17 protein-coding genes are annotated in these 15,864 nt (G+C 65.5%); 8 read left to right on the plus strand and 9 right to left on the minus strand.

Going from position 1 to position 15,864, the window contains the following annotated elements; translation table 11 throughout:
- Positions 1-2 precede the first annotated feature (2 nt).
- Entirely contained in the window at positions 3-698 is a 696-nt protein-coding gene (locus LOY34_RS10520; protein WP_195883704.1) for a DUF1963 domain-containing protein, read from the plus strand.
- A gap of 1 nt (position 699) precedes the next feature.
- On the opposite strand, the gene LOY34_RS10525 is transcribed toward LOY34_RS10520, so the two are convergent.
- Positions 700-1,314, minus strand: a complete 615-nt coding sequence (locus LOY34_RS10525; protein WP_093384391.1) for a cell wall hydrolase — start codon at positions 1,312-1,314, stop codon at positions 700-702.
- 134 nt (positions 1,315-1,448) lie between these two features.
- Between LOY34_RS10525 and LOY34_RS10530 the strand changes: the two genes are divergently transcribed.
- On the plus strand, positions 1,449-2,300 hold the full coding sequence (locus LOY34_RS10530; protein ID WP_195883705.1) for a CAP domain-containing protein: 852 nt from the start codon (positions 1,449-1,451) through the stop codon (positions 2,298-2,300).
- Between the two features lie 6 nt (positions 2,301-2,306).
- On the opposite strand, the gene LOY34_RS10535 is transcribed toward LOY34_RS10530, so the two are convergent.
- Together LOY34_RS10535 and LOY34_RS10540 are read right to left on the minus strand one after the other, a co-directional pair.
- A complete protein-coding gene (locus tag LOY34_RS10535; protein ID WP_195883706.1) occupies positions 2,307-3,749 on the minus strand; it encodes a SulP family inorganic anion transporter in 1,443 nt (480 codons plus the stop codon).
- Between the two features lie 58 nt (positions 3,750-3,807).
- Positions 3,808-6,459 (minus strand): excinuclease ABC subunit UvrA, encoded by a 2,652-nt coding sequence (locus LOY34_RS10540; RefSeq protein WP_258664735.1) that lies wholly within the window; start codon positions 6,457-6,459, stop codon positions 3,808-3,810.
- A gap of 96 nt (positions 6,460-6,555) precedes the next feature.
- On the opposite strand from LOY34_RS10540, the gene LOY34_RS10545 reads away from it, so the two are divergent.
- The gene (locus LOY34_RS10545; RefSeq protein ID WP_230090842.1) at positions 6,556-6,897 is read left to right on the plus strand and encodes an SH3 domain-containing protein; all 342 of its coding nucleotides are present in this window, start codon (positions 6,556-6,558) and stop codon (positions 6,895-6,897) included.
- 86 nt (positions 6,898-6,983) lie between these two features.
- Here the strand turns inward: LOY34_RS10545 and argC are convergent, their stop codons facing one another.
- Entirely contained in the window at positions 6,984-7,916 is a 933-nt protein-coding gene (gene argC, locus LOY34_RS10550) for an N-acetyl-gamma-glutamyl-phosphate reductase (protein WP_258664740.1), read from the minus strand.
- A 111-nt stretch (positions 7,917-8,027) separates the two neighbouring features.
- Between argC and LOY34_RS10555 the strand changes: the two genes are divergently transcribed.
- Positions 8,028-8,915, plus strand: coding sequence for a LysR family transcriptional regulator (locus tag LOY34_RS10555; protein ID WP_195883710.1), 888 nt, complete (start codon positions 8,028-8,030; stop codon positions 8,913-8,915).
- Here the strand turns inward: LOY34_RS10555 and LOY34_RS10560 are convergent.
- Positions 8,912-9,634 (minus strand): GNAT family N-acetyltransferase, encoded by a 723-nt coding sequence (locus LOY34_RS10560; protein WP_195883711.1) that lies wholly within the window; start codon positions 9,632-9,634, stop codon positions 8,912-8,914. The genes LOY34_RS10555 and LOY34_RS10560 overlap by 4 nt on opposite strands.
- A 158-nt stretch (positions 9,635-9,792) precedes the next feature.
- Between LOY34_RS10560 and LOY34_RS10565 the strand changes: the two genes are divergently transcribed.
- Genes LOY34_RS10565 through LOY34_RS10575 form a run of 3 tightly spaced genes read left to right on the plus strand, consistent with a single transcriptional unit; the run spans position 9,793 to position 13,190 of the window.
- Positions 9,793-11,136: an iron-containing redox enzyme family protein gene (locus tag LOY34_RS10565; RefSeq protein ID WP_408980905.1), complete on the plus strand. Its 1,344-nt coding sequence runs from the start codon at positions 9,793-9,795 to the stop codon at positions 11,134-11,136.
- Positions 11,137-11,148: 12 nt separating this feature from the next.
- On the plus strand, positions 11,149-12,099 hold the full coding sequence (locus LOY34_RS10570) for a class I SAM-dependent methyltransferase (protein ID WP_093384359.1): 951 nt from the start codon (positions 11,149-11,151) through the stop codon (positions 12,097-12,099).
- Entirely contained in the window at positions 12,096-13,190 is a 1,095-nt protein-coding gene (locus LOY34_RS10575) for a carboxylate-amine ligase (protein ID WP_258664742.1), read from the plus strand. Before LOY34_RS10570 ends, LOY34_RS10575 begins: the two co-directional genes overlap by 4 nt.
- A 38-nt stretch (positions 13,191-13,228) precedes the next feature.
- On the opposite strand, the gene LOY34_RS10580 is transcribed toward LOY34_RS10575, so the two are convergent.
- Both LOY34_RS10580 and LOY34_RS10585 read right to left on the minus strand, forming a co-directional pair.
- Entirely contained in the window at positions 13,229-13,438 is a 210-nt protein-coding gene (locus LOY34_RS10580; protein ID WP_093384351.1) for a 4-oxalocrotonate tautomerase family protein, read from the minus strand.
- A 19-nt stretch (positions 13,439-13,457) separates the two neighbouring features.
- Positions 13,458-14,198, minus strand: coding sequence for an SDR family NAD(P)-dependent oxidoreductase (locus LOY34_RS10585; RefSeq protein ID WP_195883714.1), 741 nt, complete (start codon positions 14,196-14,198; stop codon positions 13,458-13,460).
- A gap of 126 nt (positions 14,199-14,324) precedes the next feature.
- Here LOY34_RS10585 and LOY34_RS10590 point away from each other — a divergent pair, with 126 nt between their 5' ends.
- Positions 14,325-15,236: a LysR family transcriptional regulator gene (locus LOY34_RS10590; protein WP_258664745.1), complete on the plus strand. Its 912-nt coding sequence runs from the start codon at positions 14,325-14,327 to the stop codon at positions 15,234-15,236.
- Positions 15,237-15,240: 4 nt separating this feature from the next.
- Here the strand turns inward: LOY34_RS10590 and LOY34_RS10595 are convergent, their stop codons facing one another.
- Together LOY34_RS10595 and LOY34_RS10600 are read right to left on the minus strand one after the other, a co-directional pair.
- Complete coding sequence (locus LOY34_RS10595; RefSeq protein WP_195883716.1) at positions 15,241-15,423, minus strand: DUF1289 domain-containing protein; 183 nt, start codon at positions 15,421-15,423, stop codon at positions 15,241-15,243.
- Between the two features lie 3 nt (positions 15,424-15,426).
- Positions 15,427-15,738 carry a hypothetical protein gene (locus tag LOY34_RS10600; protein WP_195883717.1) on the minus strand — a complete coding sequence of 104 codons (312 nt, stop codon included), beginning with the start codon at positions 15,736-15,738 and terminating at the stop codon, positions 15,427-15,429.
- Positions 15,739-15,864: the final 126 nt, after the last annotated feature.

The following is a 15,864-nucleotide window of genomic DNA, read 5'->3' on the forward strand; positions in this document are numbered from 1 at the left end:
ATATGGACATTGAAGCAATCAAACAACGCCTGGCCAAACCCGCCATGCGCTTTTTCGCCGGCGGCTTTCGCCCGACCAACAGCGATGAAGAAAGCTGGCTCGGCCGGGTGTTCCTCTACGGCCCCGACGAAGGCGTACCGACCAACGCCGCTGGCGAGCCCCTGTTGCCCGTGGCCCAGTTCCACCTGCCGAGCCTGCCGTTCAGCAGCCCGCTGCTCAAGGACATCCGCGTTCTCACCCTGTTCGTCGGTTACCCGTTCCCGGATGAATTCGAGCCCATGGGCAACAACTGGCTGATCCGCGAATACCGCGCCGACGACGAGCTGGTGCGCAAGGACCTGCCGGTCGCCAACTCCTTTCTCAAGGCCTTCCCGCTGCGCGCTGAAAAACTCGCCGAGGACTATCCGCTGTGGGACGGCGGCGGTGTGCCGGATGAATTGGTCACCGAGATCGTCAAGCTCGAACAGGCAGGGGACATCGAGTGCTACTACGAGGTCATCACCCACGCCTACGAGCACAAGATTGGCGGCTATCCGTCGTTCTGTCAGTCGGGCGTAGACCCGGGCGACGGCTTTGAGTTCGTCTTCCAGGTCTCATCCGATGCCAAGATCAACCTCAACGTGATCGACAGCGGCAGCCTGATGTTCTTCAAGCACCGCGACAGCGGCGAGTGGACGATCTACTACGACTTCTATTGAGCTAGTGCGACTCGCCGTTGCGCGGCTTGTAGAACAGAAACTCGCTGGTCTCGGCTGTTCGGGCAAAGGTCTTCGACCAGTCGGGGCGCACATGGCGGTCGTGAAAGTACAGGGCGCCACCGGTGCGATCCGGCAGTTGTTTGTTAAGCGCCTTGCGCGCTATTTCCTTGGCCAGGGTGTAGCGCACCTCTTCCTGAACAGCGTCCGAGCGGCCATCGCACCACCAGGAGAACTGGCAGGCGCCGGTCTCCGAGCCCTGCTTGACCACGCCGCAGACCGAATCGGGAAAGCCCGCGTGGCCAACCCGGTTCATCACCACATTGGCCACCGCCTCCATGTCGGCTGATTCGCCGCCCTTGGACTCCCAGTAGATGCTGCGCGCCAGGCAGGTGATGGCATCATCCAGCGCGGCTGCACCAGCCGGGTCGACGGCCTGGACTTCGGTCTTGGTGATGGCTTGGGATTTGGGCGCGGGTGGGGCATCGGGGTTGCTGGCAGCTTTTTGCTCCAGCACTTGGGCTTTTTCTTCGGCCACCTGGGCCTTGGAGTCGGCCGCCAATGTCAGGGCGCTGGAAAACGTCAGTACCAGGCAAGTTGCAATTGTTAGCAGGCGCATGCTCGAACCTTTGATTGGCCTGGGAGTGGAACTTCCCGTTACAGGATCGACCGCAAGGAACTCAAAACATTCCCGCTGTCAGACGACGGGCAACTTCGGGCATCATCTACACAGTCCGTTCAAGGGAGATTTCCATGCGCGTCACTTCACCTGTTGCATCGCTGGCGTTGTTGTCGCTGGGCCTGGCGTTTAGCGTGACCGCCCAGGCCAGCGACGAGTCGCAGCTGATCGAGTCGATCAACGCCTACCGCAGCCAGGCCCAGCGTTGCGCAGGCCAGGGGTCGATGGAGCTGCCGCCGCTGGCCAGCGACCCGCGCCTGATGCTGCCGGCCAACCGCATGGGCGACCTGCGCGAGGCGTTGGCGCAAAACAGCTACCCGATGGTCAACGTCCAGGCCATCAGCCTGTCCGGGCCGCGCGATGCGCAGGCGGCGATGCAGGCGGTGCGCGAAAGCTTCTGCCAGGTGGTACTCGACCCGCAGTTCGTTGATGTCGGCGTCAGCCGCGAGGGCCGCGACTGGCGCATCGTGCTGGCGCGGCCGCTGCTGGCCGGGCGCCTGGGCGACTGGCAGGCCGAAGGGCAGAAGGTCCTGGAGATGATCAACACAGCGCGTAGCCAGGCCCGCCAGTGCGGCGGCCAAGCGTTCAATGCGACCACGGCGCTGGCCTGGAACACTACCCTGGCCGGCGCCGCCGAAAGCCACACGCGGGCCATGGCCAACAACAACTTCTTCGATCACAAGGACCGCGACGGTCGCACTCCGGGAGATCGCGCCGAGCTTGCCGGGTATGCCGGCCAGCAGGTCGGCGAGAACATCGCCGCCGGCCAGGACACCCCGCGCAAGGTGGTCGATGGCTGGCTGGCCAGCCCCGGCCACTGCGCCAACCTGATGAGCCCGCAGTTCAGCGAGCTGGGCGCAGCTTACGCGGTCGACCCCAAAAGCGACGCCGGGATCTACTGGACAGCGATGTTCGGCGCGCCGTAAACCGCCCTAGTGCTCAAGCCCGGCGCGCTTGAGCAATTGCTTGCAGCGTTCGGACAGGTGCACCACGCGCAGGTGCTTGCCGTTGTTGCCATAGCGCTCGCGCAGGGTCTTGAGCGCGGCGATCGCCGAGTAGTCGACAACGTTCAGGTGACGGCAGTCGAGGGTCACCTGGGCCGGGTCATTGGCCGGGTCGAACTGGTTGAGGAACGGCGTGGTCGAGGCGAAGAACAGGGTGCCGTGGACCTTGTACAGCTTGCTGCCGTCGCTTTCGTCGTGGCTGTCGGCATACAGCTCACGGGCCTGTTGCCAGGCAAAATTGAGCGCGGCGATGACGATGCCGCACAGCACCGCAGTGGCAAGGTCGGTAAACACCGTGACCAGGGTCACGGCGATGATCGCCAGCACATCGTTGACCGGCACCTTGTGCAGCACCCGCAACGACGCCCACGAAAAGGTCTGCTGGGCCACCACGAACATCACCCCGACCAGCGCTGCCAGCGGAATGCGCTCGATCAGCGGCGAGAGGAACAGCACGAACATCAGGATCATCACCCCGGCAACCACTCCCGACAGCCGCCCGCGGCCGCCGGAACTCAGGTTGATGGCGGTCTGGCCGATCATCGCGCAACCGCCCATGCCGCCGAACAGCCCGCTGGTCATGTTGGCCACGCCCAGGGCTACGCATTCGCGGTCGGGGTGGCCGCGGGTCTCGGTGATTTTATCGGTGAGGTTCAGGGTCAGCAGGGTTTCCAGCAGGCCGACCAGGGCCATGAGCAGCGCGTAGGGGGCGATGACCTGCAGGGTTTCGAGGTTCCACGGCACCTGCGGCCAGCGCCAGGCCGGCAGGCCGCCGGCGATGTGGGCAAGATCGCCGAGGGTGCGGGTCGGCAGGTCGAGCAGGTAGACGCCGGCACCGACGCCGAGAATGGCGATCAACGCCGGCGGCACGCTGCGGGTCAGGCGCGGCAACAGGTAGACAATCGCCATGGTCAGCGCCACCAGCCCCAGCATCAGGTACAGCGGTGCACCGCTGAGCCAGGCACCATCGGCCTTGAAGTGCTCAAGCTGGGCCAGGGCAATGATGATCGCCAGGCCGTTGACGAAGCCGAGCATCACCGAATACGGCACCATGCGCACCAGCTTGCCCAGGCGCAGCAGGCCGAAGGCGATCATGATCAGCCCGCCGAGCAGCACCGTCGCCAGCAGGTACTGCACGCCGTGGGTGACCACCAGGGCGACGATGACCACGGCCATGGACCCGGCCGCGCCGGAAATCATCCCCGGGCGCCCGCCGAGCAGGGCGGTCAGGGTGCAGATGATGAAGGCGCCATACAGGCCCATCAACGGGTTGAGGTGCGCCACCAGGGCGAAGGCGATGCACTCGGGCACCAGGGCGAAGGCTGTGGTGAGTCCTGCCAGGACATCGGCGCGTAGCGAGGTTGTTCTCATGACCTACCTGAAGAGCGGCCCGGCAGCGGGGTGCTGCCGGGGCAAAAAGCGCAGGATGCTACGTAATTTGCCGATCGCAAGCCAGCGCCCTGGCGAGGAATTCCGCCGTGTGGCTGTCCTTGCACGCCGCCACCTGCGCTGGCGGCCCGCTGACCACCACCTTGCCGCCGGCGCTACCGGCCCCGGGGCCGATATCGATCACCCAGTCGCTCTGGGCCACCACGCGCATGTCGTGCTCGACCACGATCACCGTGTGCCCGGCCTCGACCAGGCGCTGCAGTTGCACCAGCAAGCGGTCGATGTCCTGCGGGTGCAGGCCGGTGGTGGGTTCGTCCAGCACGTAGAGGGTGACGCCGCGGGCCAGGCGTTGCAGCTCGGTGGCCAGCTTGATGCGCTGGGCTTCGCCGCCCGACAGCTCGGTGGCCGGCTGGCCCAGGCGCAAATAACCCAGGCCGATGTCCTGCAGCACCCGCAGGGCGCGGCTGATCGCTGGCTGTTCGGCAAAGCGCTGGCTGGCCTGGTCGACGGTCAGTTGCAGTACCTGGGCGATGTTCAAGTCTTGCCAGGTGATGGCCAGGGTCTGGGGGTTGTAGCGGTCGCCATGGCAGGTCGGGCAGGGCGCATAGACACTGGGCATGAACAATAGCTCGACGCTGACAAAGCCTTCGCCTTCGCAGGTCTCGCAGCGGCCCTTGGCGACGTTGAACGAGAACTGCCCGGCATCGAAACCTTGCGCCTGCGCATCGGGCGTTGCCGCAAACAGCTTGCGCACGTGATCGAACAGGCCGGTATAGGTCGCCAGGTTCGAGCGCGGCGTACGGCCGATGGGCTTCTGGTCCACCTGCACCAGGCGGCGGATATGCTCAAGGCCGGCGCTGATCCAGCCGTCGCTGGTTTGTTCGGGTTGGTCTTCCAGGCTCTGTTCTGCGACGTCCTCCTGGCTGCGGGCCTGGCCCAGGTGCTCGCCGAGCAGGTCGAGCAGCGCCTGGCTGACCAGGCTCGATTTGCCCGAGCCGGAAATCCCGGTGACCGCGCTGAAGCAGCCGAGCGGGAAGGCCACCGCCAGTTGCTCGAGGTTGTTGCGGGTGACGCCTTCAAGTTGCAGCCATGCCTGGGGCGTGCGCGGCGGGCGAACCTGGGGGGGATTTTCGTTGAACAGGTAAGTGCGGGTGCGCGAGGCCTCGACCTTGGCCAGGCCTGCCGGCGGGCCGCTGTACAGCACCTGGCCGCCGTGCTCGCCGGCGTCCGGGCCGACGTCCACCAGCCAGTCGGCGCGGCGCATGGTGTCCAGGTCATGCTCGACCACATACACCGAGTTGCCCGCCTGCTTGAGCCGCTGCAAGGCCGTGAACAGCGCTTCGCTATCAGCCGGATGCAGCCCGGCCGAGGGCTCGTCGAGCACGTAGATCACCCCGAACAGCTGCGAGTTGAGCTGGGTGGCCAGGCGCAGGCGTTGCAGCTCGCCCGACGACAAGGTCGGTGTGCTGCGTTCCAGGTCCAGGTAACCCAGGCCCAGGTCGATCAGGGTGCTGATGCGCTCCAGCAACTCGGCGGCGATGCGCTGCGCGGCCAGGCGTTTTTCCACCGACAGGTTGGGCGTGTGGCGCACATCCGCACCGCCTTCATGGGGGTTCTCGCCGCGGGCGGCGCGTTGCTCGCGGGCCTGGCGGGTTTGCGCGTGGCTCAGCACAGCGCCGGCTTCTTCAGGCTGCTTGAGGTAATCGGTATTGGCGACGGTCTTGAGCAGTTCGGCCAGGTCAAGCAGTGGCAGGCGCGACAGCTCAGTGATGTCCTTGCCGGCAAAGGTCACCGTCAGCGCCTCGGCTTTCAGACGCTTGCCGGCGCAGGCCGGGCAGGGGCTGGCGCGCATGAAGGCGGACACGCGCTTGCGCATGAGCGCGCTTTGCGAATGGGTGAAGGTGTGCAGCACGTAGCGCCGGGCACCGCTGAAGGTGCCCTGGTAGCTGGGTTCGAGTTTGCGCTTGAGCGCCTGGCGGGTTTGCGCCGGGGTCAGGCCGGCGTACACCGGCACCGTCGGGGTTTCTTCGGTGAAGAGAATCCAGTCGCGCTGCGCCTGGGGCAGGTCGCGCCAGGGGATGTCGACGTCATAGCCGAGGGTCACGAGGATATCGCGCAGGTTCTGCCCCTGCCAGGCCATGGGCCAGGACGCCACCGCCCGTTCGCGGATGCTCAGCGACGGGTCGGGCACCATCGACGCCTCGCTGACATCGAACACCCGGCCCAGGCCATGGCATTCGGCGCAGGCGCCTTGCGGGGTATTGGCCGAGAAGTCTTCGGCGAACAGCATCGGCTGCTCGGCCGGGTAGCTGCCGGCGCGCGAGTAGAGCATACGGATCAGGCTCGACAGGGTGGTGACGCTGCCGACCGACGAGCGCGCGCTGGGCGTGCCGCGTTGCTGCTGCAGGGCCACCGCCGGCGGCAGGCCTTCGATGGAATCCACTGCCGGCACCCCGACCTGATCGATCAAGCGCCGCGCGTAGGGCGCCACCGATTCGAAATAGCGGCGCTGGGCTTCGGCATACAAGGTGGAGAACGCCAGCGACGACTTGCCCGAGCCCGACACCCCGGTGAACACCACCAGCGCATCGCGGGGAATGTCGACGTCGACATTCTTCAGGTTGTGCTCACGGGCGCCGCGCACCCGCACACAACCGGCGGGGTTGGCACTGACTACTGGTTTTGCACACATGACGATATTCTTCCCTGCTGAGCGATCCGCATAAGTGGCAGACCGCCGAGCATGGCGCCAGTGCCGTGGTTTTTCAAATGGAGGTGAAATCTGGTGATGTTCATGGTGATTGAAGCGCACCGCAGTGAGTACCCCGAGCCCATCACTTTTGCCAGGGGCGCGACACTGCACATCGGCGAGCGCTATGACGGCGAGGAAGGCTGGGATGAGTGGTACTTGTGCAGTACACCCGGGCAGCAGGCCGGCTGGGTGCCGGGGCAGGTGATCGAGCGGCTGGGCGATGATCAGGGTGTCGCCCTGGAGGATTATTGCGCCCGGGAACTGAATGTGGACGTGGGCGATTGCCTGGTGGGTGGGCGGCAGTTGAACGGATGGGTGTGGTGCAACAAGGGGAGCGAATCGGGGTGGGTGCCGTTGCAGGTGTTGCGGGTGGTGTGAAGCTATCGCGGGGCAAGTCGGGTCGCCGCACCGCCGCTCCCACATGGACCTCCCTGTGGGAGCGGGCTTGCCCCGCGATTGGGCCCTCAACCCATGGCCGCCAGCATCAGCTCCAGGTTCTGCACCGCTGCCCCCGACGCACCTTTGCCGAGGTTGTCGAACACCGCCGTCAGCAATACCTGGCCGTGCTCTTCATTGGCAAACACCGCCAGGCGCAGGTCGTTGCTGTCGTTGACTGCTTGCGGGTCCAGGTGTACTGCCGAGGCGCCCAACTGCAGCGGCGCCACCTGTACATACCGGGCGCCGTGGTAATGCTCGGCCAGGCACGCCTGCAACCGCGCGGCGCTCACGCCTGCCGGCAGCAACCGGGTCTGCAGGGCGATGGTCAGGACGATGCCCTGGCGGTAGCTGCCATAGCTGGGCACAAACACCGGCCGCTGCGACAAACCGGCATGCTGCTGGATCTCCGGCACATGCTTGTGGTCCAGGTGCAGGCCATACACCAGCACGCCCTGGGCTGTGTGTGCATCGGGCCCTTCATGACGTTCGACCGCCGCCCGGCCGCCACCGGAATAGCCCGATACCGCGTTCACCGTCAGCGGATAGTCCGCTGGCACCAGGCCTGCGCCAATCAATGGCCGCAACAAGGCAATGGCGCCAGTCGGGTAGCAGCCTGGATTGCTGACCCGCTTGGCCTGGGCAATGCGCTCGGCCTGCTCTTCATCCAGCTCCGGCAAGCCATACACCCAACCCGGGGTGGTGCGGTGCGCGGAGCTGGCGTCGATCACCCGCACCTGCGGGTTGACGATGGCCGCCACCGCTTCACGGGCGGCGTCATCGGGCAGGCACAGGATCGCCACGTCGGCGCTGTTGATGGCTTCGGCGCGCAGGTGCAGGTTCTTGCGCTCGCCCGCCGGCAGGGTCAGCAGGCGCAGGTCGTTGCGAGCGTTGAGGCGGGCGTGGATCTGCAGGCCGGTGGTGCCTTGGTCGCCGTCGATAAAAACCAGGGGCTGGTGCATGGGGGCTCTCGTACATAGGTGACAAATGTGCAGCCATCTTCACCTGCGGCTGGACGAAAGAAAATTTGAATATCATGATGCTCAACTTCATTTTTTCTGAACGATAAGCCCATGCGCGAGATCAGCCTCGACCGGCTGCGTACCCTGGTGGTGATCGCCGACCTCGGCTCCTTTGCCCAGGCGGCGCGGGCGCTCAACCTGGCACCGCCGACGGTCAGCCTGCACGTCGCCGACCTCGAGACGCGCATTGGTGCGCCGCTGCTGTCGCGCAAGCGCGGGCAGATCCGCCCCACGGCCATCGGTGAAACCCTGCTCGAACGCGCCCGGCGCTTGCTGGCCGATGCCGAGCAGGCGCTCGATGATGTGCAGCGCCAGGTCCAGGGCCTGGCCGGGCGGGTGCGCCTGGGCGCTTCCACCGGTGCCATCGCCCATTTGCTGCCGCAGGCGCTGGATATCCTCGGCGTGCAGCACCCTGGCATCGATGTGCAGGTGCAGGTGCTGACCTCCAGCGAGTCGCTGGCGCGCCTGCACGACGGCAGCCTCGACATCGGCCTGGTGGCGCTGCCGCAGGCGGCGATCAAGGGCCTGCAGATTCGCCCGTGGCGGCGCGACCCGATCATGGCGTTCATTCCCGCCAGCTGGTCGCCGCCGGCGCGGATCAGCCCGGCGTGGCTGGCCAGCCGGGCGCTGATTCTCAACGACAGCAGCACCCAGCTGTCGCGGGTGACCAGCGAATGGTTTGCCAGCGCCGGCCTGCAGCCGCCAGCGCGTATCCAGCTCAATTACAACGACGCGGTAAAAAGCCTGGTGGCGGCGGGCTATGGCGCGACCTTGCTGCCCCATGAATCGGCAGCGCCGGAGCATGACCCGCGGATCTGCATGCGCCCGTTGCGCCCGGGCGTGTGGCGGCACCTGGGCATCGCCTGCCGCCAGGGCGAGGTGGAGCAGGGCACCGCCTTGGTGCTGCAGGTGCTGATGAGCCAGGCGGTGAAAAACTAGACCAGCCGCAGCCCGCGCCCGCCGTCCAGCCACGGCCCTTGACCCAAGCGCTCGAGGGCCAGGGCCCGGGCTTTGCGGCTGAGCTGGTCGAGGTGGCGGTCGCGCTGTTTCTCGGCATCGACCATCGCCCGCTTGCCGTGTTGCTTGAGCAGGTAGCTGTGGATCTGCTGCACCTCCAGGGTGCGGTAGATCGGCGCTACGTCGAGCACCGCCGCCATGCCGGCGCTGGGCTCGGCGTGGGTGTTCATCAACACCTGTGGGCCGCGCGCGCCGGTGACCTGAAAGCCCAGGCCCTCGAACACCGGCACCTTGCTGGCGACGCAGCCGAGCTCGGCCTGCGGGTAGCGCGCGGTCATCTGCGCGAGCATGGCCCGGGCAATCCCCTGGCGGCGGTGGCTGGCGTGTACGGCCAGGTAGGCCACAGAACAGGCCTGAGGGTCATCCTTGAGCGGCAGGTACAGCAAAAAGCCCACCACCTGCTCCGGGTCGTCGAGGTCCAGGGCCACGATCAGTTCGACCGGGATGCCGCGCGAGCCGTCCATGGCCTGCAGATACAGGTGCACTTCGAAGCCGATGCCGTACTGGTACAGGCTGTACAGCGGATTGCTCGGCGCCAGGGCGACGCTGCTGATGTCGGTCAGGTAGTCGACCACCATCTGCAGGATCTGGCTTTTGATCGGCTCGGCGGGCGGCGCGACGAAGTGGTGGAGGGCGGGCATCGGCAGGGGTGACTCCAGGCAAAAACGGCAATGGCGCGATTCTACCGCGCCGGCCTGCCATCCGTCCCTTTGCCGCGCAGATGATCTGAACTTCAGTTGCGGCGCACCGCTCCCTTGCATAGAGGGCACTTCTCGCCCGACTGCCGAAGGCTGCCGCCATGACCGTGATGACCGCCGCACCCGTGCTTGACCCGCATGTCATCGATAGCCGAGCAGGCCATGCAGCGCGTTATCACGCCCTGTTGCAGGGCGAGCTGAGCGACAGCGCCGCCTGGCTCGGCGAGCAACTGCACCAGGCAGAGGCCTTGCCTGATGAACTGCCGGCCAACCCCGTCGAACTTGGCCAATGGACTGCCGAACGTGCTGCTGCCGTGGCCGGGCAATACGCCCAGTACCTGGCCGAGCGCAAAGCCGGCGCTGCCCGGCGTTACTTCAGCAACCGCGCCCATGCGCTGTATTTTCTCCAGCACGTCGCCCCGACCAAGGCGGTGGATGGTGCCTGGCTGTTCGGCATGCTCAGGCACTGGGCCGACCCGCGCTACCACGGCCTGATCCGCATCTACCTGGAAGAGCTCGGTGATGGCGACCCAGCCTGCAACCATGTGCTGATCTACCGGCGCCTGCTCAGCGAACTGGGCTGCCATGAGCAGCTGCCGCTGGGCGACGACCGCTACCTGCAAGGTGCGCTGCAACTGGCGCTGGGCTTCAACACCGAGGCGTTCCTGCCCGAAGTGATCGGCTACAACCTGGGCTATGAGCAACTGCCCCTGCATTTGCTGATCAGCGCTTACGAGCTGGACGAACTGGGCATCGACCCGCAGTACTTTCGCCTGCACGTGAGCATCGACAACGCCAGCAGCGGCCACGCCTGCAAGGCGGTGCAGGCACTGATGCAACTGTGGCCGGCGCAGGGTGCCAGCGAGTTCTATCGGCGGGTGGCGCGAGGCTATCGGCTCAACGACCTGGGCCCGGGCTCAGCGACGATCATTGCCGAGTTTGACCTCGAAGCCGAGCTGGTGGTCGCCTTCGAGCGCAAGCGCAGTTTTGGCCAGCACATGCATTCCGATTACTGCCGTATCGAAGGACGCACGGTCAACCAGTGGCTGGCCGAGCCCGGCAGCATTGCGGGGTTTCTCGCCGCCCTGCAGGAAAAGGGCTGGATCAAACGCGGCCAGGACCCGGCCGACAGCCGTTTCTGGCAACTGATCGACGGCCCGGCAGCAGCGATGTTCGGCGTCTTCAGCCCCTATGAAAAGCAGCTGCTGCATGACTGGATCGCGCTCAGCTGGCAGCCGCGCCGCCCTCGTCACGGGCCGGCCAAGGCCGAGGTGTCTATGCACGACGAGGCGCTGGTGAGCGCGCTTGAGCGCGAGCTCCATGACCTGCCGCCGCAGGCGCGGATCGCCTACCTGATCAGCGAAATGGCCGGGGCTCGTCACGCCTTGCCCCAGGGCCTGGCGGCGACGCGCAAATACGCGCAGATGACTGGGCTCAATCAGTAACGGAGGCTGACCATGCAATTGACCGAGGCGCAACGCCAGGCCGATCAGGCCTTGCTGCAACTGGGGCGGCGGCTGTTGGCTGATGGCTATCGCTTTACCAGCGTCACGCCCTTGACCCAGTGGCGCAATAACCAGCGTGAGGGTGCAGAACAGTCTCATACCCTGCGCGATATTTTCGGCTGGAACCGGCCCTTTGCGCCCGCGCTGCTGTCAGCGGACGAGCTGGCGCAGCTGCAACGGGCGCAGATCCTCGACGAGCATGAACAGCTGCTGCGCAGCCGGGTACGCTGGTCGAGCCTGCATGATCTGCTGTTCGTTCATTCCGGTTTTCCCACCGACAGCACGGACGCGGTGTTCTTCGGCCCGGACAGCTATCGCTTTGCCCAGTTGATCGAAGCCCACCTGCAGCAGAGTTTCGCCAGCATCAACCACGCCGTGGATATCGGTTGCGGTGCCGGGGTCGGCGCGGTGCTGATCGCCCGTGCCCGCCGGCATGCGCAGGTCAGCGCCGTGGACATCAACCCGCAGGCCCTGCGCCTGACCGCTATCAACGTCGCCCTGGCGGAGCTGGCCAACGTCTCGGTCGAGCACAGCGATGTGCTCCAGGGCATTAGCGGCAGCTTCGACCTGATTGTCGCCAACCCGCCGTACATGCTCGACGCCAGTGAGCGCGCCTACCGGCATGGTGGCGGCGCCCTGGGCGCCGGGCTGTCGTTGCGGATCGTTGAACAAGCACTGCCACGCCTGGCGCCGGGCGGCACCTTGCTGCTGTACACCGGGGTGGCCATGGTTGATGGTCGCGACCCGTTCCTGACAGCCTTGCAAGCGCCTTTGGCGTCCGCCGACTGGGCCTGGCACTACCATGAACTGGACCCCGACGTGTTCGGCGAACAACTGCTCGAGCCCGGTTACCAGCAGGTCGAACGCATCGGCGCAGTGGCCTTGAGCGTCACCCGCCGATGAACAGCCCCTGCGGCTTTGGCATCGAGGAAGAATACCTGCTGGTCGAGCTGGCCAGCGGGCGCATGCTCGCCGCGCCGTCGGCGGCGCAGATCGACCTGTGCCGCCAGGTGCTTGGCGCACACTTTGCCCAGGAGATGTTCAAGGGCCAGATCGAGGTGGCATCGTCAGTGTTCAGCAGCCTGGCCCAGGCCCGGGAGTTTCTCGCCGGCAGTCGCACGCAACTGGCACAGGTACTGGCCGAGGAGGGCATCGGCCTATTGAGCGCCGGCAGTCATCCCCTGGGCGGCTGGCGCAAGCAGCAGCCTGCTGACGACGAACACTTTCGCCAGTTGTTCGCCGACTACCAGCAGGTGGCCCGGCGCAGCCTGTTGTGCGGCCTGCATGTGCACGTCGGGGTGCCGCCCGGGCACGACCGCATCCAGCTGATCAACCAGTTGCTACCCTGGTTGCCGCTGCTGTTGCTGCTCAGTACTTCATCGCCGTTCTGGGAAGGCCAGGTGACCGGCTACATGAGCTATCGCCAGGTAGCCTGCGGGGAATGGCCGCACATGGGCCTGCCGGAACGCTTGAGCGACTGGCAGGGATACCAGCGCTACCTGGCCTTGTTGCGACGCACCGGTTCGTTGCGCGAGGGTGATGACGGCTGGTGGGCGATCCGCCCGTCGCGGCGCTTTCCGACGGTGGAGCTGCGCATCGCTGATGCTTGCCCGAACCTTGAAGATGCGCTGTGCATAGCCGGGTTTTTCCGCTGCATGGTCGAGCATTATCTGGCGCAACCACGTACCACCGTGCACCTGAGCCGCGAGGCCCACTGGCTTGCCCGGGAGAACTACTGGCGGGCCATGCGCCATGGCCGCCATGGGCAGTTCATTTGCCTGGAGGATGAAGGGCAGGGTAGCGCCGGGCAGTGGCTGGCGCGGGCGCAAGCGGTGTTTGCCGATGCGCTGCAGGGGGTTGACGGTGATCGCAGCTTTGCCCGGGCGCAGGTGATTGTTGCTCAGGGGAGCAGTGCCGACCGGCAATTGGCGATGGCGCAGCAGGGGATGTTGGCGGTGGTGCAGGGGTTATTGCAAGAGGTCAAATCGTGTTGACGCCATCGCGGGTCAAGTCGAGGCGTCGCGACAGATGCCTACTTTGTTTTCTCTCGCTGGCGCAGCGTCGTCACCGTCTCGCCACCCACACCCCAGTTGTCGGTGTTCACTTCTTCGATCACGACGAAGGTCGACGACGGTGGCTTGTTCAGCACCCGCTCGAGCATCGCGGTGGTCTGTTCGATCAACTGCTGCTTCTGTTCGCGGGTGACGCCTTCGTCGGTCACGCGAATATGGACATACGGCATGTTCTTTCCCTCTGTGTGTTTACCAGGTTCCCGTCGCCGAACCACCGTCGACGGCCATCACCGTACCGGTGACAAATGTCGAGTCCGTCAGGTATAGCACCGCATCGACCACATCCTTGGGCGAACCGACCTGCCCGGTGGGGGCGAGGGCCTTGAGGGCTTCGCGGGTCTGCGGGTCATCGCCATGCAGCGGGGTATCGATGATCCCCGGGGCCACGGCGTTGACCTGCACCTGTGACGGCGCCAGCTCCAGGGCCAGGGCGCGGACTGCCTGGTTGATGCCGCCCTTGATCAGCACCGGCAGCAGCGCCGGTACTTTGATGTTCGGTTGCAGGGCAATCGAGGCGCTGATGTTGATGATATGCCCGGCGCCGTTGCCGGCCATGTGCCGGGCCGCTGCCTGGGCCGGGTAAAAGAAGCCCTTGAGGTTGGTGTCGACGATGGCTTCGACCTCGGCCTGGGTGTAGTCGCTGACCGGCTTGGCGATGAAGATCCCGGCGTTGTTGACCAGAATATCGACCTTGCCGAACGCGTCGATGGCCTGCTCGAACAGTGTGCGCGCCGTGTGCGGCAGGGCGATATCGCCCTCGACCAGCAGCAGGTTGGGCGGGTTGCCGAGCTTGGTGGCGGCCTCCTGCAGGCGGGCGAGGGTGCGGGCATTGGCGACGACATTGTCGCCGCGCTCAAGGTAAGCCTTGGCGATGGCAAAACCCAGGCCGCTCGAGGCGCCGGTTACGATGACAGTCTTGGCGGTGTGCATGGTCGGTCTCCAGTGGGCCCGGCGGGGTCGCCGGGTAGGTGAGGCAGACTTTAATTTGCAAGCGACTATTGAAAAATGCTGCGCATGGAATTTGAATTGATACTTTGTGTAATCAATTGAGCCGCCATGACCCGCCATTTCGATGACCTTCAACTGGGCAGTATCGAGCTATTTTGCCTGGCTGCCGAAACCAGCAGTTTCACCGGCGCGGCGACCCTGGCCGGGGTCACGCCGGCAGCGGTCAGCCGTTCGGTGGCGCGCCTGGAAGAGCGCCTGGGGGTGCGCCTGTTCGTGCGCACCACCAGGCAGATGCGCCTGACTGAAGGCGGGCGCAATTACCATGAGCAATGCCGTCAGGCCCTGAGCCAGCTGATGGATGCCGAACGTGCGCTTAGCGGCGGCCAGGCCGTGCCGTCGGGGCTGCTGCGCATCAGCGTACCGACACCCTATGCGCACTATCGTTTGCTACCAAGACTCGCCAGGTTTCGCCAGCTGTATCCGCAGGTGCAGATCGACCTTCACGTCAGCAATCGCAACATCGACTTTGCCGACGAAGGCTACGACCTGGCCATTCGTGGCCGCGAGCCTGCCGATTCGCGGCTGATCGCCCGGCGTCTGGAAGACGCCGAGTTGGTGATTGTGGCAACGCCTGAGTATCTGCGCGCAGCGGGCACACCGCAGACGCCGCACGAGCTGGCCACTCACGAGTGCATCCAGTTCGAACTGCCCAGCAGCGGGCGCAAGGTGCCCTGGTCGTTCATGCTTGAGGGCAAGCGCGTGGAGCTGGAGGTGACTGGCAGCGTCACCTGCCTGGAAGACTTCCTGGCCACCGCCACACTGGTCAAAAGCGGTGCGGGGCTGATGCAGGCGTATCGCTTTACCGTGCAGCAGGAACTCGACAGCGGCCAGTTGCAAGAAGTACTCGCACCCTATGGCGGCACCTCACGGCCGTTCATTTTGCTCTATCCCCATGCCCGGCATGTGCCGCTGCGGGTGCGGGCCTTTATTGATTTCCTGATTCAGGATGCAGCTGGCTGAAACGCTAGCCTTTGGCTTTTTTCAGGCTTTTCATCCGCTGCTTGGCGCGCTGCACGGCAGCCATTTTTTCCGGGCGTTTCATGCGCTTCCATTTGCGGATGTCGTCCTTGCTGCGGCCGCAGCTCAGGCACAGGTCGCCGCTCAACTGGCACACGGCGATGCAGGGGGTTTCGATGTCCTTGGCCATGTGTCAGCCGCGCTGTTCGATGTCGAACTGCACGTGAGGTGCGAGCGGATGCAATTCGACGTCGGCTTCTTGCAAAGCCAAGGCCGTCAGCTCGATCATTCGCTTACCTTGTCCGCTGGCCAGGGCGTGTTCCTTGGCAGCCCGGGTTTCGAAAACCCAGATCACCTGCAAACTGGAAGGGAAGCGTGTGTAATCGACCAGGTGGGTGAGCCAGGCAAAACCGACGATTTCGGCCTTGGCGGTCTCGCAGGCTTCGGTCAGGGTGGCGACCAGACGGCGGTCAAGCTGCGCCTGTTCGCGTTTGCTCAGTGGCATGGCGGTGAGGGTCTTTGCGGGAGGAGAGGCGATCATACGCTATCTGAGCGCGCCACCCGGAACTGGGCGCAGCGGTGCCGGGTCTTGCGCCAATCCTGTGGGAGCGGGCTTGCCCCGCGATCGAGC

The sequence above is a fragment of the Pseudomonas sp. B21-009 genome (assembly GCF_024749345.1).
Taxonomy (GTDB): domain Bacteria; phylum Pseudomonadota; class Gammaproteobacteria; order Pseudomonadales; family Pseudomonadaceae; genus Aquipseudomonas.